This window comes from Paenarthrobacter nicotinovorans (genome assembly GCF_007670255.1).
Taxonomy (GTDB): Bacteria; Actinomycetota; Actinomycetes; order Actinomycetales; family Micrococcaceae; genus Arthrobacter; species Arthrobacter nicotinovorans_B.
Window position 1 is genome coordinate 111,939 of sequence record NZ_SZVS01000009.1, and the last position, 22,072, is coordinate 134,010.

20 protein-coding genes are annotated in these 22,072 nt (G+C 62.9%); 9 read left to right on the forward strand and 11 right to left on the reverse strand.

The window, feature by feature from the left end; translation table 11 throughout:
* From FDP28_RS14505 to glyA, 6 genes are read right to left on the reverse strand one after another with little or no spacing between them, the layout of a single operon-like run.
* Complete coding sequence (locus FDP28_RS14505) at positions 1 to 1,392, reverse strand: L-serine ammonia-lyase (protein WP_144662192.1); 1,392 nt, start codon at positions 1,390 to 1,392, stop codon at positions 1 to 3.
* Entirely contained in the window at positions 1,392 to 2,030 is a 639-nt protein-coding gene (locus FDP28_RS14510; protein WP_144662194.1) for a sarcosine oxidase subunit gamma, read from the reverse strand. The genes FDP28_RS14505 and FDP28_RS14510 overlap by 1 nt, the downstream gene beginning before the upstream one ends.
* Complete coding sequence (locus FDP28_RS14515) at positions 2,023 to 4,968, reverse strand: sarcosine oxidase subunit alpha family protein (protein ID WP_144662196.1); 2,946 nt, start codon at positions 4,966 to 4,968, stop codon at positions 2,023 to 2,025. The genes FDP28_RS14510 and FDP28_RS14515 overlap by 8 nt, the downstream gene beginning before the upstream one ends.
* Positions 4,965 to 5,330: a sarcosine oxidase subunit delta gene (locus FDP28_RS14520; protein ID WP_144662198.1), complete on the reverse strand. Its 366-nt coding sequence runs from the start codon at positions 5,328 to 5,330 to the stop codon at positions 4,965 to 4,967. Before FDP28_RS14520 ends, FDP28_RS14515 begins: the two co-directional genes overlap by 4 nt.
* 17 nt (positions 5,331 to 5,347) lie before the next feature.
* Entirely contained in the window at positions 5,348 to 6,568 is a 1,221-nt protein-coding gene (locus tag FDP28_RS14525; RefSeq protein ID WP_144662200.1) for a sarcosine oxidase subunit beta family protein, read from the reverse strand.
* On the reverse strand, positions 6,565 to 7,908 hold the full coding sequence (gene glyA, locus FDP28_RS14530) for a serine hydroxymethyltransferase (protein ID WP_144662201.1): 1,344 nt from the start codon (positions 7,906 to 7,908) through the stop codon (positions 6,565 to 6,567). The genes FDP28_RS14525 and glyA overlap by 4 nt, the downstream gene beginning before the upstream one ends.
* 152 nt (positions 7,909 to 8,060) lie before the next feature.
* Here glyA and FDP28_RS14535 point away from each other — a divergent pair, with 152 nt between their 5' ends.
* The 5 genes from FDP28_RS14535 (at position 8,061) to FDP28_RS14555 (ending at position 15,321) form a co-directional block, all read left to right on the forward strand.
* Positions 8,061 to 8,732: a GntR family transcriptional regulator gene (locus FDP28_RS14535; RefSeq protein WP_144662203.1), complete on the forward strand. Its 672-nt coding sequence runs from the start codon at positions 8,061 to 8,063 to the stop codon at positions 8,730 to 8,732.
* Positions 8,733 to 9,511: 779 nt separating this feature from the next.
* On the forward strand, positions 9,512 to 10,870 hold the full coding sequence (locus tag FDP28_RS14540) for an MFS transporter (RefSeq protein WP_144662205.1): 1,359 nt from the start codon (positions 9,512 to 9,514) through the stop codon (positions 10,868 to 10,870).
* Positions 10,871 to 10,901: 31 nt separating this feature from the next.
* Entirely contained in the window at positions 10,902 to 12,158 is a 1,257-nt protein-coding gene (locus tag FDP28_RS14545) for an aminopeptidase P family protein (RefSeq protein ID WP_144662207.1), read from the forward strand.
* Between the two features lie 86 nt (positions 12,159 to 12,244).
* The gene (locus FDP28_RS14550) at positions 12,245 to 13,057 is read left to right on the forward strand and encodes an IclR family transcriptional regulator (protein WP_144662209.1); all 813 of its coding nucleotides are present in this window, start codon (positions 12,245 to 12,247) and stop codon (positions 13,055 to 13,057) included.
* A gap of 215 nt (positions 13,058 to 13,272) precedes the next feature.
* Positions 13,273 to 15,321 (forward strand): glycoside hydrolase family 28 protein, encoded by a 2,049-nt coding sequence (locus FDP28_RS14555; RefSeq protein ID WP_144662211.1) that lies wholly within the window; start codon positions 13,273 to 13,275, stop codon positions 15,319 to 15,321.
* Positions 15,322 to 15,459: 138 nt separating this feature from the next.
* Here FDP28_RS14555 and FDP28_RS14560 read toward each other — a convergent pair whose 3' ends face one another.
* Positions 15,460 to 15,939 (reverse strand): DUF4383 domain-containing protein, encoded by a 480-nt coding sequence (locus FDP28_RS14560; RefSeq protein ID WP_144662213.1) that lies wholly within the window; start codon positions 15,937 to 15,939, stop codon positions 15,460 to 15,462.
* A gap of 156 nt (positions 15,940 to 16,095) precedes the next feature.
* Here FDP28_RS14560 and FDP28_RS14565 point away from each other — a divergent pair, with 156 nt between their 5' ends.
* The 3 genes from FDP28_RS14565 to FDP28_RS14575 all read left to right on the forward strand — a co-directional run bounded on the left by FDP28_RS14565 (position 16,096) and on the right by FDP28_RS14575 (position 17,990).
* Positions 16,096 to 17,067: a hypothetical protein gene (locus FDP28_RS14565; RefSeq protein ID WP_144662215.1), complete on the forward strand. Its 972-nt coding sequence runs from the start codon at positions 16,096 to 16,098 to the stop codon at positions 17,065 to 17,067.
* 93 nt (positions 17,068 to 17,160) lie between these two features.
* Positions 17,161 to 17,526, forward strand: a complete 366-nt coding sequence (locus tag FDP28_RS14570; protein ID WP_144662217.1) for an ArsR/SmtB family transcription factor — start codon at positions 17,161 to 17,163, stop codon at positions 17,524 to 17,526.
* On the forward strand, positions 17,523 to 17,990 hold the full coding sequence (locus tag FDP28_RS14575) for an SRPBCC family protein (protein WP_144662219.1): 468 nt from the start codon (positions 17,523 to 17,525) through the stop codon (positions 17,988 to 17,990). Before FDP28_RS14570 ends, FDP28_RS14575 begins: the two co-directional genes overlap by 4 nt.
* Here FDP28_RS14575 and FDP28_RS14580 read toward each other — a convergent pair.
* On the reverse strand, positions 17,987 to 18,628 hold the full coding sequence (locus FDP28_RS14580; protein WP_144662221.1) for a LysE family translocator: 642 nt from the start codon (positions 18,626 to 18,628) through the stop codon (positions 17,987 to 17,989). The genes FDP28_RS14575 and FDP28_RS14580 overlap by 4 nt on opposite strands.
* A gap of 102 nt (positions 18,629 to 18,730) precedes the next feature.
* On the opposite strand from FDP28_RS14580, the gene FDP28_RS14585 reads away from it, so the two are divergent.
* Positions 18,731 to 19,186, forward strand: coding sequence for an Lrp/AsnC family transcriptional regulator (locus FDP28_RS14585; RefSeq protein WP_144662223.1), 456 nt, complete (start codon positions 18,731 to 18,733; stop codon positions 19,184 to 19,186).
* Here FDP28_RS14585 and FDP28_RS14590 read toward each other — a convergent pair.
* From FDP28_RS14590 to FDP28_RS14600, 3 genes are all read right to left on the reverse strand, one after another.
* Positions 19,183 to 19,809 carry a hypothetical protein gene (locus FDP28_RS14590; RefSeq protein WP_144662225.1) on the reverse strand — a complete coding sequence of 209 codons (627 nt, stop codon included), beginning with the start codon at positions 19,807 to 19,809 and terminating at the stop codon, positions 19,183 to 19,185. The genes FDP28_RS14585 and FDP28_RS14590 overlap by 4 nt on opposite strands.
* Positions 19,806 to 21,284: a WXG100 family type VII secretion target gene (locus FDP28_RS14595; RefSeq protein WP_144662227.1), complete on the reverse strand. Its 1,479-nt coding sequence runs from the start codon at positions 21,282 to 21,284 to the stop codon at positions 19,806 to 19,808. The genes FDP28_RS14590 and FDP28_RS14595 overlap by 4 nt, the downstream gene beginning before the upstream one ends.
* Positions 21,285 to 21,378: 94 nt before the next feature.
* Positions 21,379 to 21,837 carry an Lrp/AsnC family transcriptional regulator gene (locus FDP28_RS14600; protein ID WP_186313642.1) on the reverse strand — a complete coding sequence of 153 codons (459 nt, stop codon included), beginning with the start codon at positions 21,835 to 21,837 and terminating at the stop codon, positions 21,379 to 21,381.
* Positions 21,838 to 22,072: the final 235 nt, after the last annotated feature.

Consider the following 22,072-nt stretch of genomic DNA (forward strand, 5'->3'; position numbering starts at 1 on the left):
TCAGCACTCCACTACGTTGACGGCGAGGCCTCCACGGGAGGTCTCTTTGTACTTGGATTTCATGTCGGCGCCGGTCTCCCGCATGGTCTTGATTGCCTTGTCCAGGGAGACTTTGTGGCTGCCGTCGCCGTGCAGGGCAAGGCGGGCAGCGTTGATCGCTTTGACACTGGCGATGGCGTTCCGCTCGATGCACGGGATCTGCACGAGACCGCCTACGGGATCGCAGGTGAGGCCGAGATTATGCTCGATGCCCACTTCTGCGGCGTTCTCCACTTGTTCCGGAGTCCCGCCGAGGACCTCGCAGAGCCCGGCAGCAGCCATGGAGCAGGCAGAACCTACCTCACCTTGGCAGCCCACTTCGGCACCTGAAATGGATGCGTTGATCTTGAACAGAATCCCGACGGCGGCCGCCGCCAGCAGGAACCGCACGACGCCGTCGTCGTTGGCTCCCGGAACGAACTTGGTGTAGTAGTGCAGCACGGCCGGAACGATGCCCGCTGCCCCGTTGGTGGGCGCGGTGACGATCCGTCCACCGGCGGCGTTTTCCTCGTTCACGGCAAGGGCGAACAGGTTGACCCATTCCATTGCGAGGAGCGGGTCGGCTGAGTTTGCGCCGTTCAGGTCGGCGTCGGTTTCCGACAGCTTCTTGAACAACGACGGCGCCCGTCGCCTGACCTTCAAGCCTCCCGGCAGGATGCCCTCGGCTGAGCAGCCGTTGTCCACGCATTCGCGCATGACGGCCCAGATGCCCAGGAGCCGCTCCCGAAGCTCTTCCTCGGAACGCCACACCAGTTCGTTGGCCAGCATGATGTCCGAGATCGACTTACCCTCGCGTTCGCAGATGGCCAGCAGCTCGTCGGCGGTGGAGAAGGGGTAGGGCAGGACGGTGTCGTCCGCGACGACCTTGTCGGCGCCGGAGGCATCCCCATCCACCACGAAGCCACCGCCAATGGAGTAGTAGCTGCGTTCCCGCAGTACGGTGCCGGTGTGGTCCAAGGCGCGGAAAGTCATGCCGTTGGGGTGGGCCGGAAGGGACTTGCGGCGGTGGAGGACGACGTCCTCATCCCAGTTGAAGTCCACCCGGTGGTCGCCGCCCAACCGAAGTTCGGCGTCGAGGGCGGCTGCTGCAACCTGGTCATCCGCGGTGCGGGTGTCCACGGTCTCGGGGGAGTGCCCCTGCAATCCCAGCACCACGGCTTTGTCCGAGCCGTGGCCCCGGCCGGTGGCGCCCAGGGAGCCGAAAAGCTCAGCCTGGACGCGCACCGTGGCCGGAAGCTGGCCGGACGATTCAAGACCATCCGTGAACTGCTTTGCCGCGCGCATCGGGCCCACCGTGTGTGACGATGACGGCCCGATGCCCACGGAAAACAGGTCGAGCACACTCAGTGCCATTACGGGACCTCAGGGGATGCGTACTCCCGCATGGCGTCCAGGATCCAGCGGCCCAGGAAGTCCGCGAACGAGGCCCGGGGAAGAATCCGGTAGGACTCGTCCGAGGTCTTCCAGAGCACCACCGGGATGTGTGCGAGTTCTGTGGAAAGGGCCGTCCCGGCTTTGAAGACGCGGGGGTGGAGATCCAAGGAACACGTCTTTTCCAGCACCGCGCGGGCGTGGCTGCCGGAGAGCTCGAACGTGGTGCGGTTGGCTGAAAGATCCACCACCTGGCCGGAGTCGCTGCCCAAGGCAGTGGTCAGGTCGCCCACCAGGGAGCCACCCAGCGAATCGTGGGACTCCTCGGGGGCCACGACCAGGAACTCGGTGGGGCCGAGCCAAATGGTGCTGGTTGCACCGGAGGCTACTACCTCACCGCTGGCGGCAGGCAAGCCGCCGGTCACGGACGCAACCCGGGCACCGGCGTCGGACGTCCTGTCGACGCGCACGCCCACCATGGTCTGGTACGGGATTTCCGTGAGGGTGGCCGTTCCGGGAACGGAACCGGAGGTGAAAGCGTCACTGAGGTGCTCTGCCGGGCTGCGGCGGGCGCCCCGGAGGCTGCTCACGATTTCTGCGGGTGCTGCTGTTTCAGCCATCTTTGCGGGTCCCTTCAGCATCAAAAAGTACGGTTTCGCCAACAACCACGTCCACCAGTTGGTCGCCCAGGGATGCCTGGAGCGTCTCACCGATGCGGTTGCGGCCGTTCTGGATCAGCGCCAGGCCGAAGGAACGGCCAAGGGCGGCGCTGTGGTAGCTCGAGGTCACGAAGCCTTCCATGGGAACGGGGCCGTTGGCGGGGTTGACCGCGATGCCCTTCTCCACGAGCTGCGTTCCTTCGGGAAGCCTCAGCGAGTGGTCGGCCGGAAGGACGCTCACCAGGTGCTTGCGGTCCTCGCGGCTGGCGTCTTGGCGGAGGTAGGAACGCTTGCCGATGAAGTCCTTGGCCTTGGAAACAATCCAGTCCATGCCGGCGTCCTGCGGAGTGACCGTGCCATCGGTGTCCTGGCCGACGATGGGGTAGCCCTTCTCGGCGCGGAGCACGTGCATGGTTTCGGTGCCGTAAGGGGTGATGTTGAACTCGGCACCAGCGGCAGCAACGGCTTCCCAGGTGTTGAGGCCGTACCAGGACGGCACATTGATTTCGTAGGCCAGTTCGCCGGAGAACGAGATCCGGCAGACGCGGGCCTGCACTCCGGAGGCCAAGGTGGTCTCGCGGAACGTCATGAACGGGAAGTTTTCGGCTTCGAGGCCACCGTTTTCGGCCAGCTGCGGCGCAACCTTCGCGAGGACGGCCCGGGACTTGGGACCGACGACGGCGATGGTGCTCCACTGCTCCGTCACGGAGGTGAAGACCACATCGAGTTCCGGCCACTCCGTCTGGTGCCACTCTTCCAGCCAGTCCAGGACCTTGGCTGCGCCACCGGTGGTGGTGGTCATGAAGTAGGTGTCTTCGTCCAGGCGCAGGGTCACGCCGTCGTCGAAGATCATGCCGTCCAGCGTGCACATGACGCCGTAGCGGGCCGAACCCGGAGCGAGCTTCTTGAACGCGTTGGTGTAAACGCGGTTCAGGAACTCACCGGAGTCCTTGCCACGGATCTCGATCTTGCCGAGGGTGGTGGCGTCCATGAAGCCCACGGAGTCGCGGACTGCGGCGCACTCGCGCAGTACCGCGGTGTCCATGTCCTCGCCGTCCTGCGGGTAGTACCAGGGGCGCTTCCACTGTCCAACGTCTTCGAACAAGGCACCCTGGGCAACGTGCCACGGGTGGATGGACGTGACGCGGGCGGGGTCGAAGAGCTCGCCGCGCTGGCGGCCGGCCAGGGCTGCGAAGGCGACCGGGGTGAACGGGGCACGGTACGCGGTGGTGCCGATCTCGCCGATGCCTGGAACAGAGTCCGCGCCGCCGTGCTTGAGCGCTGCGGCGATGACTCCGATCGCGTTGACGCCGGAGGTCTTGCCTTGGTCGTTGGCGGTGCTGATGGAGGTGTACCGCTTGACGTGTTCCACCGAGCGCATGCCCGCACCGGTGGAGCGGAGCACGTCCGCCACGGACTGGTCGCGCTGGAAGTCCACGAAGTGGTTGTGCCACTCACCCGGTTCGCCGCTCTGGCCGGGAACCAGCCACAGCTGGCGGGTGGGTGCGCTGGCAACCGGCGACTGCAGTTCGGACGGAGTGGTTGCGGACTCGAAGCCTGCAGCGATCGCAGCGGCGGCACCTGCGGAGATGCCTTCTGCCAGGCAATCCTGCAGTTCGTAGCTTCCGCGGCCTGCGCCCACAACCTGCTGGTCACGGACCTTGCTGGAAGGGATGAACGCAGCGAGTTCGTCATCCCAGCGCAGCTTGCCCTGGCGCTGGCTGTGGAGGTGGACCACCGGGCTCCAGCCACCGGAAACGGCGAGCAGATCGGCAGCCAGCTGTTCGACGCCCGAGGTGAGTTCGCCGTCGTCGTTGATGCTGCGGACGGTGACGCCGTTCAGGCGACCCGACTCATCTGCGCTGGTGTCCGCCACGGCGCTGCCGATCAGGACCCGGATACCGCTTTCGACGGCGGCTGCGGCCTTCGCGCTGATCTGCGGACGGGCATCGACGACGGCGGCAACCGGTACGCCTGCTGCCTTCAGGTCCGCGGCAAGTGCGTAAGCGGAGTCGTTGGTGGTGCTGATGACGACCCGCGAGCCGGCGGCCACAGCGTAGCGGTTCAGGTAGGTGCGGGCTGCCGAGGCGAGCATGATGCCGGGGCGGTCGTTGTTCTCGAAAACCAACGGACGCTCGTGGGCGCCGGGAGCGAGGACTACCTGTGCAGCACGGATGTGCCAAATCCGCTGGCGCGAGACGCCCGGGGCCGCCGGGACGCTCAGGTGATCCGTGCGGTTCTGGGCTGCGATGACGTAGTTGGAATCGTAAGAGCCGAAGGCTGTGGTCCGGTTCAAGACCGTGCATTCGGCGGCGGAAACGAGTTCGGCCTCGACGTCTGCCACCCACTCGAGGGCGGGCTTGCCTTCGATGGTTTCCTGCAGCCCAGGGGCCGTGGAGCCGGAGAGCAGCGAGCCGCCAAGCTCAGGCTGGTCGTCGATCAGGATGACGCGGGCGCCGGTGCGGACTGCTTCACGTGCTGCTGCCAAGCCGGCAACGCCACCGCCTACTACCAGGACATCGGTGTGGACGTACTTCTTGTCGTACTCTGCCTTGTCCTCGTTGGGGTCCAGCTTGCCCAGGCCGGACAGGAGCTCAATGTCCATGCCGTCAACCAGCGAAACTGCGCTGGCCGGGAGCATCGACTCGGCAACGTGGCCCGGGAAGCGGGGTGCGATCTTGACCAGGGCGTTGGACTCTTCCACGCCAGCGGCCATGATGCCGCGGGGTCGGTCCTCGTAGAGGGAGTTTCCGGCGTTGATGTGGCCGTTGGCCAGCAGCGCTGACGCAATGGTGTCTCCCGGGTGGCCGGTGAATTCCCGGCCGTCCACCGTGAAGCGCCATGAGATGCTGCGATCGATGCGGCCGCCGGCAGCGAGGCGGGCGTTCTGGCTGCTCACTTCTGGGCTCCTTCCGGGGAGGTGGTTGTGGTGGGGGCGCCTGGGGCCAGGCCGGGTCCGCCGGCTTGGCCTTCTGCTGATTGGCCTGTGATGTCCGGCCGCGGTGAGCCCATCGCGTAGATGGAGTGGATGTCATAGCTCACGGTGTCGCGCAGCATGTTGAACCACTGGCGGCAACCCGTGCTGTGGACCCAGCGCTCGGCGAAGGTGCCCTTGGTGTTCTCGCGGTAGAACAGGTATTCAGCCCATTCGCGGTCCGAGAGGTCGTTCGGGTTTTCCGGGTAGGGGACGTGTGCCTGTCCGCCGTAGTGGAATTCGGTTTCGTCGCGTGGCCCGCAGTTGGGGCATGAAATGAGGAGCATGTCCTTGCCTTCCTGTCTTAGTGGGCCACGGCTGCGGCGCCGTGTTCGTCGATGAGGGCACCGGTTTCGAAGCGTTCCAGTGCGAACGGGGCGTTGAGCTCGTGCGGTGCACCCGTGGCGATGGTGTGGGCGAAGGTGAGGCCCGCTGCGGGGGTTCCCTTGAAGCCACCGGTTCCCCAGCCACAGTTGACGAACATGTTCTCCACCGGGGTCACGCCGACGATCGGGGAAGCGTCCAGCGTGGTGTCCACGATGCCGCCCCAGGTACGGAGCACGTGTGCCCGGGCGAAGATCGGGAAGAGCTCCACGGCTGCTGCCATCTGCTCCTCGATCACGTGGAAGGAACCACGCTGGCCGTAGCCGTTGTAGGAGTCGACGCCGGCACCCATGACCAGCTCGCCCTTGTGTGCCTGGGAGACGTACACGTGCACGTGGTTGGACATGACCACCGTCGGGTGGACGGGCTCGTGCAGTTCGGAGACCAATGCCTGCAGCGGGTGGGACTGGATCGGGAGGCGGAAACCGGCCATCTCGGCAAGCACCGAGCTGTGGCCAGCGGCTGCGAGGCCAACCTTTTCCGTGTTGATGGTGCCGCGGGTGGTCTTGACGCCGGTGACGCGGTTGCCGTCCTTGATGAAGCCGGTGACTTCACAGTTCTGGATGATGTCCACGCCCAGCTCGTCACACTTGCGTGCGAAGGCCCAGGCAACGTGGTCGTGCTTGGCGATGCCTGCGCGCGGCTGGTACGTGGCGCCCATGACGGGGTAGCGGATGTTGTCGCTGGTGTTCAGGATGGGGCAGAGTTCCTTGACCTGGTCCGGCTCGAGCCATTCGGCGTCCACACCGTTGAGGCGGTTGGCACCGACGCGGCGCATGCTTTCGCGGACATCGCCCAGCGTGTGGGCGAGGTTCATGACACCGCGCTGGCTGAACAGGAAGTCGTACTCGAGTTCCTCGGGCAGGATTTCCCAGAGCTTGAGGGCGTGCTCGTAGATGGCGGCGCTCTCGTCCCAGAGGTAGTTGGAACGGATGATGGTGGTGTTGCGGGCCATGTTGCCACCGGCCAGCCAGCCCTTTTCCAGGATGGCGATGTTGGTCATGCCGTGGTTCTTCGCCAGGAAGTACGCGGTGGCCAGGCCGTGCCCGCCGCCGCCAACGATCACTGCGTCGTAGCACTTTTTGGGTTCCGGGTTGCGCCAGAGGAAGTCAGGGTGTTCGGGGAGGTGGTCGACACTCACTGGGCTGCTCCAATCAATTCTGCTTCAAGTGCGGATGCGGATCCGCTGTTGGAAAGGTGGGGGTAGAGCGGGAACTTGTCCGCCAGCGCGGTCACGCGGCTGCGGAGTTCGACGGCGGTCTGGTCACCCAGGGTGCCGCTGGCCGCCGAGGCGATCAACGCCGTCGCAATGATGTCTGCAACTTCGGTGAACTCTTCGGCGCCGAAACCGCGGGCGGCCAGTGCCGGGGTGCCGACGCGGAGGCCGGAGGAGACCATCGGCGGGCGGGGGTCGAACGGGACGGCGTTGCGGTTCACGGTGATGCCGATGTGGTGCAGTGCGTCTTCACCTTGCTGGCCGTTGAGCTCGGAATTGCGGAGGTCGACGAGGACCAGGTGAACGTCGGTACCGCCGCTGACGACGGAGATGCCGGCTGCTGCGACGTCTTCCTTAAGGAGACGGTCAGCAATGATCTTGGAACCTTCAAGGACGCGCTCCTGGCGCTCCTTGAACTCGGGCTCGGCGGCGAACTTGAAAGCGACGGCCTTGGCCGCGATCACGTGCTCCAGCGGTCCGCCCTGCTGGCCGGGGAAGACGGCCGAGTTGACCTTCTTAGCGATGTCGGCGTCGTTGGTCAGGATCACGCCGCCGCGGGGACCGCCGAGGGTCTTGTGCGTGGTGCTGGTGACGATGTGGGCGTGGGGGACCGGGCTTGGGTGCAGGCCCGCGGCGACCAGGCCGGCGAAGTGGGCCATGTCCACCATGAGGTACGCGCCAACGGAGTCGGCGATCCGGCGGAACTCGGCGAAGTCCAGTTGGCGGGAGTAAGCGGACCAGCCTGCAACGATCAGCTGCGGCTTGTTCTCAACGGCCAGGCGCTCCACCTCGGCCATATCGATGGTGTGGGTGTCTTCGCGGACGCTGTATGGAACCACGTTGTACAACTTGCCGGAGAAGTTGATCCGCATGCCGTGGGTGAGGTGGCCGCCGTGGGCCAGGTTCAGGCCCATGATGGTGTCGCCGGGCGTAATCAGCGCGTGCATGGCTGCGGCGTTGGCCTGGGCACCGGAGTGCGGCTGGACGTTGGCGTGTTCGGCTCCGAAGAGGGACTTCAAACGGTCGATCGCGAGCTGCTCGATGACGTCCACGTGCTCGCAGCCGCCGTAGTAGCGCTTGCCCGGGTAACCCTCGGCGTACTTGTTGGTGAGCACCGAGCCCTGGGCCTCCATGACGGCCGTAGGGGCGAAGTTCTCCGAGGCGATCATTTCCAGCGTGGACTGCTGGCGGATCAGTTCCTGGGCGATCGCCTGATCAACCTCCGGGTCCGCCTGGGCGAGCGGGCGGATCAACGGTGCAACCATGGTGTTCTCCTTAGAAGTACGGGTAGTGGCTGACTGTTAGTCAACTAATATATTAGAACTGTTGCCATGGTATGTTGGAGATCACATAGTCGTCAACAGATCTGCTGAAAGTCCTCGTGCAGACTGGGGGAGCACGGCGTTGGGAGAAGGCGATGAGCACAGCACTGGAAGCTTTGGAAACAGTCCCGCAGGGTACGTCCCTGGCGGATAACGCCTACCTGCTCCTGCGCGACAGGCTCATCATGTTGGACATCAAGCCCGGCGACCCCATCAATGACGGTCAGATCGCCGCCGAACTCGGCATCGGTCGGACGCCTGTCCGTGAGGCCATCAAGCGACTGGAGGGCGATCACTTGGTGGTCTCCTACCCCCGCCGCGGCACGTTCGCCACCGGCGTGGACATCACCCAGCTCGCTGAAGTCTCCGAAATCCGCGAACTCCTGGAACCACTCGCATCACGCAAGGCTGCCCGTATGGCAAGCCCAGCCATGCGGTCCGAGTTGCGTGACGTCGCTGCCGCCATCCGTGACCTCGAGGGTCAGGATGCGTCCTCCGCGGAACTTATGCGCTACGACATCCAGGTCCACCGGCTTATTTACAAAGCCTCGGCCAATGCGCACCTGGAGGACGTCCTTATCCGGTACGACAACCTCGCCACCCGCATCTGGTGCCACATGCTGGAAAAGATGCCTTCCGTTTCGGGGCACATCTCCGAGCATGCAGAGCTGCTCACCGCCATCGCCGACGGAGACGAAGAACTCGCCGCCAAGCTGGCCACGCACCATGTTGTGAGCTTCGAAGAGACCATCCGCAAGGTTCTCTGACCCTCTCTCACATCCCGCCTGCTTGGGGCGGACCCTCTCTCTCACGTCCCGCGTGCTTGCTGCGGACCCTCTCTCACGTCCCGCGTCCTGGCGGCGCACGCTCTCTCGCATCCCGCGTCCTTGCGGCGCACGCTCGCTCACATCCCGCCTGTTTGGGGTGACGCTCTCTCACGTCCCGCGTGCTTGCTGCGGACCCTCTCTCACATCCCGCGTCCTTGCGACGCACGCTCGCTCACGTCCCGCCTGTTTGGGGTGACGCTCTCTCACGATCAGTCCTTCCGCCAGGCTAAACCCGGCGATGTCAGGCCAACCCCGAATCTCCGTTGTTCCGACACCCCCGACCAACTTGCTCGAGGCGGACGACGTTTGTTCATAGGCAGGCCAAAAGCCCGACGTTGGCACCCAGGCCGGTGCCGACGTCGGGCTCTTGCTTTGCGTGAGTGGGGGTTGGGTTGAAGGGTGGGGGATGTGAGTGAGGGCTGGGTTGAAGGTCGGGGGATGTGAGTGAGGGCTGGGTTGAAGGTCGGGGGATGTGAGTGGGGGTTGGGTTGGAGGTCGGGGGATGTGAGTGAGGGTGGAGGTCATTTGGGCGTTCGTCGCAACCTCGAACCGTTCACTGCAACGCTAAGGCGCTTCCAGTCATGACTCGTTCTCCCTTATGAATTTTCCTCAGCAACCCATGTCACAGTAAAAACAACCCCTTGACCGTGATCCACCACACACGTAGTCTGATGCAACAGCGTTGCGTTGAATGCAACCCCAATGATTTTGGTGGACACATGAGCAATGAATCCTCTGTGGCAGCCGAGCAAGGCAACCCAACCGCCTCTGGCTACAACCACACACCCAGCCCCGATAGCACGGTCAGTAAGGACACTCGACGGCGAGTTGTCACTGCGAGCTTCATCGGCAACTTTGTCGAATGGTTCGACTACGCCGTTTATGGATACTTGGCCGGCATCATCTCCTCAGTTTTCTTCCCCGAGTCGGACCGGCAAACCGCCCTGCTCGCAACTTTCGGTGTCTTCGCCATCAGCTTCTTTGTGAGGCCGCTTGGCGGTTTCATCTGGGGCCACATTGGCGACAGGCTTGGACGAAAGCAGGCACTGTCCCTGTCCATCCTGCTGATGTCAGTTGCCACGTTCTGCATCGCGCTGATTCCGGGATACGCAACGATCGGCGTCATGGCGCCCATCCTGCTCCTGCTCGTCAGGGTGGTCCAAGGCTTCTCGGCGGCAGGCGAATATGCAGGTGCCTCCGCGTTCCTCGTGGAGTACGCACCGGCACACAGGCGCGGACTCTATGCCGCCGTCGTGCCTGCAAGTACCGCAGCGGGACTGCTGCTGGGCTCCTTGCTCGCCGCCCTGCTGAGTTCAGTCCTGACCGCTGAGCAGCTGAACGAATGGGGCTGGCGCCTGCCCTTCCTGCTCGCAGCACCCATGGGCCTGATCGGGCGGTACATAAGGACCAAGCTCGAGGACACGCCCGCATTCCGGGAGTTGGCGGGGAAGGACCATGCCGTCAAGGCGCCGGCCTTCGCCATGTTCAGGACCTACCGGAAGCAGCTCATCATCGCCACGGGAGCTGTGCTGCTCAACGCCGTGGGCTTCTACGTCATCCTCAGCTACATGCCGACGTACCTTTCGGAAGAACTTGGTTTCGGCGCCACGGAGTCCTTCCTGGCAACCACGATCGCGCTGGCCAGCTACATCGGCTTCATTTTCCTGACGGGAATTGCATCGGACAGGTTTGGCAGGAAGAAGATGCTCCTCACCGCGTCCGTCCTGTTCGTGCTGCTGACTGTGCCGGCCTTCATGCTCTTGGATACGGGAAACTTCCTCGTGATCGTGCTGGTGCAGATCCTGCTGGGCGGGATGCTCACTCTCAATGACGGCACCCTGCCGAGCTTCCTCGCCGAACTCTTTCCCACCAAGGTCCGCTACACCGGCTTTGCAGTGAGCTTCAACCTCTCCAACGCCCTGTTCGGTGGTACCGCCCCGTTCATGGCGACACTCCTGATTGGCATGACCCACAACCAGCTGGCACCTGGCTGGTACCTCGTGGCTGCCTCCCTGGTTTCCCTCGTCGCAGTCCTCTTCGCAGCAGAAACGTCAAAGAAGCCGCTGCAGCAGGACTGAGAAACAACTACACCCATTGAAAGGAATCACCATGACCATCACCGAACACGAGTCCGTCAACGACGTCGCCAAGCTCGAGCGCACCAAGGTCCTCAATAACGGCGAAAAGGTCTCACTGACCTTCTCCGATGCCGAGTTCGAACGCCGTCTCGCAGGCCTCCGCAGCATCATGGCCGAGAAAGACCTCGACGCCGTCATCCTCACGAGCTACCACTCCATCAAGTACTACTCCGACTTCCTCTTCACCTATTTCGGACGCTCGTACGGCATGGTGGTCACCAAGGACGACACAGTCACCATCACGGCAAATATCGACGCCGGTATGCCTTGGCGCCGCAGCTACGGCGAGAACCTCGTGTACACCGACTGGCGCCGTGACAACTACATCCATGCCATCCAGGAAGTCCTCCGCACCCGCGGCATCAACCCGCGCCGCATCGGCGTCGAAGATGATTCCCTGCCGTTGGATAACCGCAACAAGATCCAGGCGGCCTTCTCCGGAGCAACGCTGGTTGACGTTGCCCAGGCGGCAATGCGGCAGCGCATGATCAAGTCGCAGGAAGAGATCGCGGTCATCAAGCACGGCGCCCGCATCGGTGACCTCGGCGGCGAAGCCATCCGCAACGCCATTACAGCCGGGATCACGGAGTACGAGGTAGCGCTGATCGGCACTGAAGCCATGGTCCATGAAATCGCGCGCACGTTCCCGGACTCGGAAATCCGCGACACCTGGGTGTGGTTCCAGTCCGGGATCAACACCGATGGCGCCCACAACTGGGCAACGACCCGCAAGATCCAGGAACACGACATCCTGTCCCTGAACTGTTTCCCGATGACCAGCGGTTACTACACCGCCCTTGAGCGCACCCTGTTTTACGGTGAACCCGACGCCCGTTCCCTTGAGCTGTGGAACATCAACGTTGAAGTCCACAAGCGGGGACTGGAACTCATCAAGCCCGGCGCCGTGTGCAAGGACATCGCCGCGGAGCTCAACGAGATCTACGTCAGCCACGGACTGCTCGCCAACCGGACCTTCGGCTACGGCCACTCGTTCGGCGTGCTCAGCCACTACTACGGGCGTGAGGCTGGCCTTGAACTGCGCGAGGACATCGAGACGGTACTGGAGCCGGGCATGGTGGTATCCATGGAACCGATGATTACTGTGCTGGATGGCCAGCCGGGCGCAGGCGGCTACCGTGAGCACGACATCCTGGTGGTGGGCGAGGACGGCGCGGAGAACATCACCAAGTTCCCGTTCGGCCCCGAGCACAACATCATCGGAGCGTAAGTGATGGGACCGGTGGGCGCAGTGCACGGCGCCCACCGGTTCCGGCGACGCAACGCCAGCAGCCCGCAGCGAAATATAGTGAACCTATGACTCCCTCCGAATCCAGCGAGACGCCTGACACCAGCGGTAACGGTGACAGCAAGAGCACCTCGGTCATCGTGAACGCCATTGCAGTGCTGCGTAGCTTCTCTGCGGGCGAACCCCTCCTTGGAGTCACGGAAATCGCAGGCCGTATTGGTCTGCACAAGAGCACCGTCTCGCGGATTTTGGCCACTTTGGAGCAAGAGGGTTTGGTGGAGCGCGACGTCGATTCGCGCAGGTTCCGCTTGGGGCTGGGCATGATCGCAATGTCGGGCCCCCTCCTGGCGGAACTCGATGAGCGGCGGGTTGCCTACCCCGTTTTGCAGGAGTTGACCGAACGCACCGGCGAGACCAGCGCGCTCATGGTGTGGAACGGCGTCGAATCCATGTGTGTGGAGCAGATCCCCAGCCGACACCAGGTCAAGCACCTTGCTCCGCTCGGGGCCCGATACACGGAGGCGCTGAGCTCCTCCGTGCAGGTTTTTCTGGCAGCCGAAGACCCGGAACGGGTCCGTCACCTGCTCCGTGGCGGGTCCATCACGTTGCCTGGGCTGGATGATGATTCCGTGGAGATGTACCTTGACCGGCTCAAGGAAAGCGCGGCACGTGGATGGGCCGTCAACTTCGGCGAAACGTCCATCGAAGAGGTTGGCGTTGCCTCCCCGGTGTACGACCATCGGGGAAGCATCGTGGCCTCGGTGTTGATCCCGGCTCCGAAGTTCCGCGTTTCGCAGGAAGTCCTGGCCGGCCTCGGCGAGGCTTGCGCGGCGGCGGCGGCCAAGGTCACAACCCGTCTGGGTGGCCGCACCCCTCAGTAGCCGGCCCGGGGCGTCACCGAGATGGCAGTTAATGGCAATCCAGCGCCCCCACACTGTCATTAATTGCCAAGTCGGCGGGTGAGGTTCTTGACCGCGCGCCCAATCCTTCCTAGGGTATCTTGAGAAAACGTTTTCTTAGCCATCTCAAACACCCACTGGAGAGCTCTGTTCCTCCAAGTACTGGGGTACATCGTTGTGCCCCGGGAAGGATTTCCATGAGATCGACCCGAAGAAAACCGCAGTCCCGGCACCGTCTGGCAAGCACCATGCTGGCAGCGGTGATGGGAATGACATCCGTCGCCGCCGTCGCCTTGCCGGCAAGTGCCGCCCCCGCAGGAAAGGTGGACAGCCCGGCGTGCTCCAGTACCAGCATTCTCCTGAGCGACGGAAGCGGCAGGGTCCCGCAAAACCTGTGCGTTCCGGCGCAGGCGACGGACAGTACCAAGACGCTGCTGGTGTGGAACAAACCGGACATTTACGACGACGTTGTGGACTACCGCGTCTACCTGAACGGACGCGCTGTGGGAACCGCCGAGGAAAATGCGCGCACCTTCTCGCCTGCCCAGGAATACGTGGAGGCATTCCGGGCCGCCGACCAGGACGGATTCCACGTTCGGACCGTTGCCCACAATTACACCGTGACGGGCTTGTCTCCGCGCACCAGCTACCAGTTCGCTGTGACCGCCATCAGGGCCGATGGCAGCGAGTCTGCCGCGAGTGGACCGATCACCGTGACCACCACGCCGGCACGCCACGAAGTCAGTATCACAGATCCGGCCTATAAGGCCGTGGGCGATGGGGCAAGCCTCAACACCAAGGCCATCCAAAAGGCAATCGACACCTGCCGCACACCTGGCTGTACTGTGGTGGTTCCCGCCGGAACCTTCAAAACCGGCGCGCTCTTCCTGCACTCGGACATGACCCTGGAGCTTCGGGAAGGAGCCCGTTTGCTCGGTTCCGACCTTGCTGAGGACTATCCCTTGGATAAGGGCTACTACCTCTATCCCGTCCCCGACCCCCTCCCAACCGAGGCTGAATACCGAAACTACCGGAGGCCGCCGTCGCTCATTAACGTCCTTCCGGACGACAACGGCAGGTCCGCCGGAAATCGCGAGCCGGGCGCGGTTGCAAGCAACGTGCGCATCGTCGGCAAAGGCGTCGTGGACGGAAACGGCTGGAAGCGGACCGCCGAAGGATCGATAGTGGACGAAGCCGGCAACGAAATACCCCAGTATGTGGCGAGTTCGGCAAGCAAGGTCCTGGACGACGGCGTGCTTGCCGCCGATCAGTTCCGCAAGGCCAAGGAGAATCCGGAAGCCCTCACCGGCGTCATCAACAAGCCTGAAACGCTGGATGACTCCGTACTCTACGGGCAGTACCGTTCAAGCCTGATGACCTTCATGGGAGTGAGGAACCTGTACATCGAGGGGGTCACGGCCGACAACCCGGCGTTCCACGGGGTGATGATCCTGGACACCGAAAACAGCACTGTCAACGCGATTCGGCACACCACGTACAACGCCAACAACGGTGACGGTTTGGAGTTCGGCGGTGCGAGCAACGGGATCGTCTTGAACAATTTCTTTGACACCGGCGATGACCAGGTCAACTTCGCGGCAGGCCAGGGTAAATACGGAGCCCTTGGCAGACCGAGCGAGGACGTGTGGATCTTCAACAACTACATGCGCATGGGCCACGGCGGTGTTGCCGTCGGTTCAAACACGGCGGCTTGGGTGCAGCGCGTGCTTGCTGAAGACAACGTCATGTACAAAGTTGAAACCGGCGGCCTGCGGATGAAAAGTACCTCGGACATGGCCGGCGGAGGTCGTGATTTCCTCTTCCGCGACACCGCCATGGCGTGCATGGGAAGCAGCGCGTTCATCATGACGCTGAGCTACAACCAGTCGCCGTCGGGATATCTTGCTGCGGACTCGGCCACGTTCAAGGATGTGCAGGTCCGCAACGTTTCGGTGGACGGCAACAATTCGCCCACGTGCGGCATGGCTGTGTCCGACAGCAAGCCGGTCATCGACATCCAGGCGGGTCCCGCGCTCGGCGAAGGAACGGCGACCCTGAGTGCCTTCACTTTCCAGGATGTGGTGTTCCGCAACGTCAACCCGGCCAACATCAAGGGCCTGACGGATTCCTCCTTCGACAACGTGACGTTCCAGAGCGTGCGGAACAACGCCAACCCCTGGCGCTTGGACCAGTACTCCACAGGCAACACTTTTACCAACGTGAGCCCTGCACCGCCCGGGAAGTAGAGCTTGGCGGCGCCGAGTTGGCAGTTAATGACAATCGGCGGCATCGACATTGTCATCAAATGCCATCTCGGCGCTAAGAATGGCGGCCGCCCCCGAAAAGGAGCGGCCGCCGTCGTTGTTTCCGCAAATATCGAGGGCTTACATCTTCCTTCGAGTCGCGGCTGTTTCGTCCATGACATCCCTGCCGAGCCAGACGCCGAGGCCGATCATGGCAACGCCAAGGATCAGGTGGAGCCAGTTATCGGCCGTGTTGAACGGGACGAAGTTGGCGCCCGTTCCCTGGTTGATGACCAGGCCGTAGATCCAGAGGACGATGTACACGGCGCCGCCGCCCAGAAGGAACAGGCGTGCCATGCGGTCGTTCCTTGCCATGGCCAATCCGGCCGCGCCGAACAGCAGGTGAACGATGTTGTGGAGTATGGACACTTGGAAGACTCCAAGCAGCATGGCGCCGGATTCATGTCCCGCAAAGGTCATGGCGCCGTAATTGGTGGTGATTCCCGGGATAAAGCCCAGGACGCCTACCAGCAGAAATACTATGCCAACGCCCATGGCGGTGTTGCGAAGTGTCAACCCCATCATGTGGTGGTGTTCGGCAGGGTGCGAAGCGGTGGTCATCAGTCCTCCCTTTCACGCGGTTATGCGGCTCTTCTGCTGGAGAGCCGACCTGCGGCAAGGGGTGTGGCAAAACCTTGCCGACGCCGCCATAATACTCCTGAAATGCTCCGGATAGCAGGGGATCGGCCCGGTTCAGGAGCCGGTTAGCATGGATTCATGAGCCAAGTGCCGAACGGTCGCGTGCACACCATTTTTTATGATGTCCGGGATCTGACGCCCTTCCGCGAGGGCTACGTCCGGACGCCTGTGCGCGGTTTGGCTGACGGCGTGAACGATGTTCTTTCGGGAGTCCTCAGTGGCCGGGACCATGCACGTTTGTCCGTGGTGGGCAGTGTCCCGAGGCTGAAGCTGTTGTCTTCGAAGGCGGCGAAAGCCATGCATGACGCCGTCTTTTCCTCCACAGAACCGGACCGCCTCCTCGCCTTCGCGCGGGCGAACCCGGGCTGGGCCGGGTTGTGCCACATCATGGCCGGGTTGCTGGTCTACAAACATGGCGGATACTTGCGCGCGTCCGAACTGCTGCAGCGCGGGTTGACTACCAGGATCGACGACGACGCCAGCCAGTTCTCGGCGACGTACCTTGGGCAGGTGGTCACCCGGGTTGAGGTCGCCGAACGCATCGAGGTCCCCGTGCTGTTCAGCGAGGAATCCGTGTTCCTGGCGCTGGCCCATTGTCTCCGGGAAATGGGGATGACCGAAGCCGCCCTTGAAGCTGTGGTGGGTTTGCCGCCGTCGTTGCCTTCTGCCTTGGCCCGCTGCACAGCGGCGTTTTCCCTGGAGCGCCACCGTGACGTAGTGGTGTGGACCGAGGGTCTGCTGAATACCGACGACCTTTCGGCCGCGCTGTTGCTGATCCGGGCGCGGTCGCAGCGCGCCAGGGGCGACTTCGAGTCAGCCCAGGCTGCCTTGAAGGAGGTCCTTCGCCGCAGGAAGACCAATCTGGCGCTGAAGAACGACGCCCTGACGGACAGGGCTCTTCTGGCGCTGGACCAGGGCCGCCGGACGTTGACGCCGCGATCCATGCGGCACGCTCCCCCGGCTGAGCTGGAGTCCATGGAGGTCATCCGCAAAGACGCAGAAATGCGGCGGCTTTGGGAGAACGACTTCCGGCAGCTGGGCGGCGAATAGGGACTATTGTGCTGACCTCGGAAGCGGCGTACGCTCGTAATCAACCAAATCATTGATAAAGGATTTGGTTGATTACGGAAGGTTTGAGGGTAGATGGCACACGACGTTCCAGGTCACGAAACCCTGGACAGGGCGTTCATGGCACTGGCGGATCCGGTCCGGCGGGCCATTGTTGCCCGTCTCTCACGGGGAGATGCAACCGTCAACGAGCTCGCGGAACCGTTCGCCATTACCAAGCAGGCAGTGTCCAAGCACATACAGGTGCTGGAGCATGCAGGCCTGGTGACCCGCTCCCGCGATGCCCAGCGCAGGCCCGTCCATCTGGACGCCGCCGCCCTGGAACGCATGACGGCGTGGATCGACCAGTACCGCTTGATCGCCGAGTCCCGCTACAGAAGGCTCGACCAACTGCTCGCCACCTCCCAGCAGGAACAAGGAAAGGAAGAGGAACTGAAATGAGCAATCCAACCACCATCACCGCAGATGACGGCGTCCCGTTCGTCGACACCGTCCGGGAGTTCGACGCGCCCGTCAGTGCGGTCTTCAAAGCCCACGTTGACCCCGACCTCCTGGCCAAATGGCTGGGGCCGCGTAACGCCACGCTGAACGTCACCAAGTACGACGCCACCACGGGCGGCAGCTGGCACTACGAGAGCGGGCACGAAGACGCCATGTTCGGTTTCCGCGGCATCTTTCACACGGTCGAAACCGACGCACTGATCATCATGACGTTCGAATTCGACGGCGCCCCCAACCAAGTGGGCATCAGCACCACCACTTTCGAGGAAACCGGAGGCCGCACGCGAATCGTTGCCCACGAGGTCTATCCGACCGTGGAAGCACGCGACATGGCTCTGGCCACCGGCATGAACTACGGAGTAGTGGAGGGATACGAGCGTCTCGACGAACTGCTTGCCGCTTAAACGTGCGGCAGCAGGGGCAGGATCTGCTCCGACAACAGGAAAGTCCCCAGCCCGATCATGATGATCCCGCTGGTCAGCGTGACAGCCCGCGCGGCACCGGGCCGGGACGCGAGCAGCTTCCTCGACGTCAGGGCAACAGCCGTGTAAACCACGCCGGCAAGTAGCACGAAGGTCAGCCCCAGCAGGCCGGACTGGACTGGCACGGGCAGCGCGGCCTCGGGACTGACGAATTGGGGCACCAGGGCGACGAAGAACAGGAGCCCTTTGGGGTTGATGCCGCTGGTGCCCATGCCCTGGAGGAAGGTGCGGAGCTGGTTTCCGGAATGCACGACGCCGTCTTCCGCACTGAAGCTCGCACCTCGCCACGAGCGGATGGTGCCGATGCCGAGCCACAGCAGGTAGGCCGCACCCGCGATCGTCAGCCAACCCAGAAGGCCGGGGACGCCGGCAAGGAGTGCGGCCAGACCGGCCGCCATCAGGAGGGTGTGGATAATGTAGCCGCTGCACAAGCCGGCAACTGCGGGCACGAAACTGCGTTGACGCAAACCGGCTGAAATCGAGTACGCCCAGTCGACGCCGGGTGTGCAGGCCAGCGTGGCTGCCACGAGGATAAACGCGAGGAACAGTTGCGGATTCACGATCTCTCCAGAGTTGGTTGGTAGGGAAAACTCTAGGGAAATTAAGCCCGTAAGTGTTCGCCTATTTAGCTCTGAAGGCCGGGTCTTGCGTAAGATTATTGCGTGATTGACGGCATCGATAGAAGTATTTTGCGCCACCTCAAAGAGGATGGTCGAATGACTGCCACAGCCCTGGCATCCAAGGTCGGTTTGACGGTGGCTCCTTGCCATCGCAGGCTCCGGGATCTGGAGTCGACGGGGGTGATCCGCGGATACCGCGCGGACATCGACCCGGCGGCGGTGGGGCTGGGGTTCGAAGCGATCGTGTTCGTTACTTTGCGGCAGGTTGATAGGGGAACCATGGCCGCTTTTGAAGCCAGGGTTACTGCCAACCCCAACATCGTCGAAGCACAGCGCCTGTTTGGTTCACCCGACTACCTGTTGAAGGTCATAGCCGCGGACCTGCCTGCGTACCAGCGTTTCTACGACGACGAGCTTGCCGCCCTGCCCGCGGTGGAGCGGCTCACGTCGACACTGGTCATGAAGAACCTGAAGACCAACATCGGGCCGCCGGTTTAGCTGACCGGAGTTACGTGGACGATGATGACCTGGGTTTCCTTGGAGCCATCGAAGCGGAGGTCGTAGTTGACCTCCAATCCGGTACTGGTTCCCGAGGTCAGGGAGTAGTCGCTCTTTGCGGATGAGTCCTTGCTGGTGGAGGAGATCCATCGCTCGGCGTCGTCGGCATCGATACCGTACTTTTCCACTCCGTCACGGATCAGCGCAGCGAAGTCCTCTGCGGAATCCGCCGTGAGGAAGTAGGTGACTTCGGTGAAATCAGGACGGGCATCGGTGGTCTTGAACCGGATGCGGTCTGTTTGGGCGTGGATCTCTCCGCTGGGTCCCACAATGGTTAGCTCGATCTTCCCCGAGTCCTGGGTGTTGATTTCCGGGCCGTAGCTGTCGTCCGTTACCCGCATAGCCGATTTCTGCAGGGTTCCACCGCTCATGTCCAGCTTGGCCCGTTTGTCTGTCCTGATCCGGTCAACACCTGCGGCATCAAGCGTGGAAAATTCCGAGGTAATCACTGTGCTCCCTTGGGACGTTGATGGTGAAACGGGCATGGGGACCTGGCAGGCCGTGGTGGTGAGGATGCCCACGCACGCGGCTGCCAGTCCCAGGACTCTCATGATCCGGGTCATTGGTGGACCTCCGCGTCAAAGCCGTCCAGGAAACGGTCCATGATGCCCGGAATGTTGTTGGTTGGCCTGTACTGCTCAACGCGGTCGTTGAAATCTGAACCGACGATGTCCCGGGCCTGCTGGGGATTGTTGGCCAGCAGCTCCTGGTACGCCGGGAGGGTGTCCTGCTTGATCAGGGCCCAGCGTTGATCGGCGTCGGCAATGTTGCCGTCCGGGAATCCGGTGGTGAAGTCCGTGCGGAACTGTGCTGGGTTGTCCCAGTTGGTGAAGGGGAGGTTCTGTGGCCCAGGGCTTTCCACGCTGAACTTGTACGGGAACACTTCGGGGTAGCTCTTTGCTCCGGGAATGGAGGGTTCACCTGCCAAGGTGACCATGTAGGTCACCGCTTCCCCTCCAGGATGGCTGCGCATGGTGTCGTAATCGTCGGCGATGATCTCGTTCTGCTCCCGGTACAGCAGGGCCGTGTTGCCCTCCTTGACCTGCGCCGGATCGCCGGAATCAATCTGCGCCCACGCCTTTGCGGTAGCTGGGTCGATTGCGCCGGAGTCCCGGAGGCGGTTGATCTCGTCAATGCCGCCGTTCATGTAGGCCTGGTGCTGGCGGGCCTGGTCCAGGAAGATCTCTTTGTTCATGTCCAGCATGGACGTCTCGTAGAACTTGATCTCGGCGTCGGTCATGCCCGCGAGCTGCTCGATCTGGTCGAGTACCGGGATGGGGATATCGGAGGCCGGGTTATCGGCGATCTGCCGGGCCAGATCGCGCAGCATGGCCATGTCCTTGAACCCGCCGGCGAAGGAAGGGCCGATCATATTGGCCATGCCGGCCCACTGGAGGTCCGGATTGGCCAGAAATGCCTGACCGTAGAAGTCGTAGACCTTCTTGATGGTCTCCCAGTTATATTCAGTGCCCTTGCTGGTGTCCCAGGTGGAGGGGTCTATGCCCATCTCCCGCATGGCCTGCTGGTTCCAATAGTCGCTGAGGAACTGCGAGTACTCGGGAGACTTCTTCTCAATGAGTCCCGAGTCAGCTGCCGCGTCCATGGCGGCTTTGGCTTCCTGAGGGTGCTCAAGCGCCCACTTCTTGAACTCGTCGCTGCGCAGGTACTCGGCGCGTTCTTCGGGAGTCATCCCGTTCAACAGATCCGTGAGCTCCTGGCCGTTACCGCCGGAGCCGGAAGCGCCGGCGCCGCCACCGCCCGCTCCGCCCTGGGTGCTCGCGGCTTCCTGTTCATCGGCATTTTTCAACAGACTCCGGGAGGCTGCCTTAATGCCGGACGCCGCGCTCTGGAGGGCGCGCAGGTGCGAGCTGTTCCAATCGTGACGGAAGTGGTCGCCGTCGTTCCCCCGCCACTGACTGTTGGTGATGGTGCCCGACAGCTGTTGCCCCAAATTCGTGAGCTTGTCCGCGTTACGGGCAAGCTCCTTGGCCAACTGCCGCAACTGTGCGACGTCCGCGCCATGGAAATTACCCGCCACGTTGCCCCCAATGTAGTGTGCCGTTGCTTGAACCCATCCTAGGCTGGCGCCGCAACGGGGCACATGGGCACAACTTCCCTATGTGCATAAGTGGCTACTCGCTGAGCAGGCCCGTGGTCCGGTAGGGAATGACTTCCCGGAGGAACATGCTGGTTGAGGTTCGGACGATGCCTGGGCACAGACGGATTTCCTCCGACACCCGGTACAGATCATCAGGGCTCTTGGCCACCACCCGGATGATGAGGTCGGTATCCCCGGCGGGGGCGTGGCATTCGAGGACTTCCGGAATCTCGCGAAGGGCCGCGATGGCCTGGTTCAAATGGCTTTGGTCGAGCTCCGCGCTTACAGCCGCAGCCACTCCGCGCCCGAGTGCCGATGGCAGGACCCGGCTGCTGTTGGCCCGCAACGCACCGGACGCCGTCATTCGTTCCAGGCGCGACTGCACGGTCCCGCGTGCCAAGTGCAATTTCTGCGCCAGCACCATGATCGGAACACGGGGGTCGTCGTCGAGTGCGGCCAGGATCCGGCGGTCCGTAGCGTCGAGTTCCTGCAAAATGACCACTTCCTGTCCGGGTTTTCGCAGATGAGTAGTCAGATCGACCAATCATCGAGGGGACTATTGCTCCTACTGTATATCCACTGCTGAAATAGTGGCAACGAAGCAGGCCGAGGCCACCGCCGAAGCCCGCCGGCACCAGGCCCCCGGAACACCACCCGGAGTCCTGCACAGGTTTCCCGCAAGGAAGCAGCCGCTGATTGACTCTTGTTCACAGCATTGTCATTCTGCA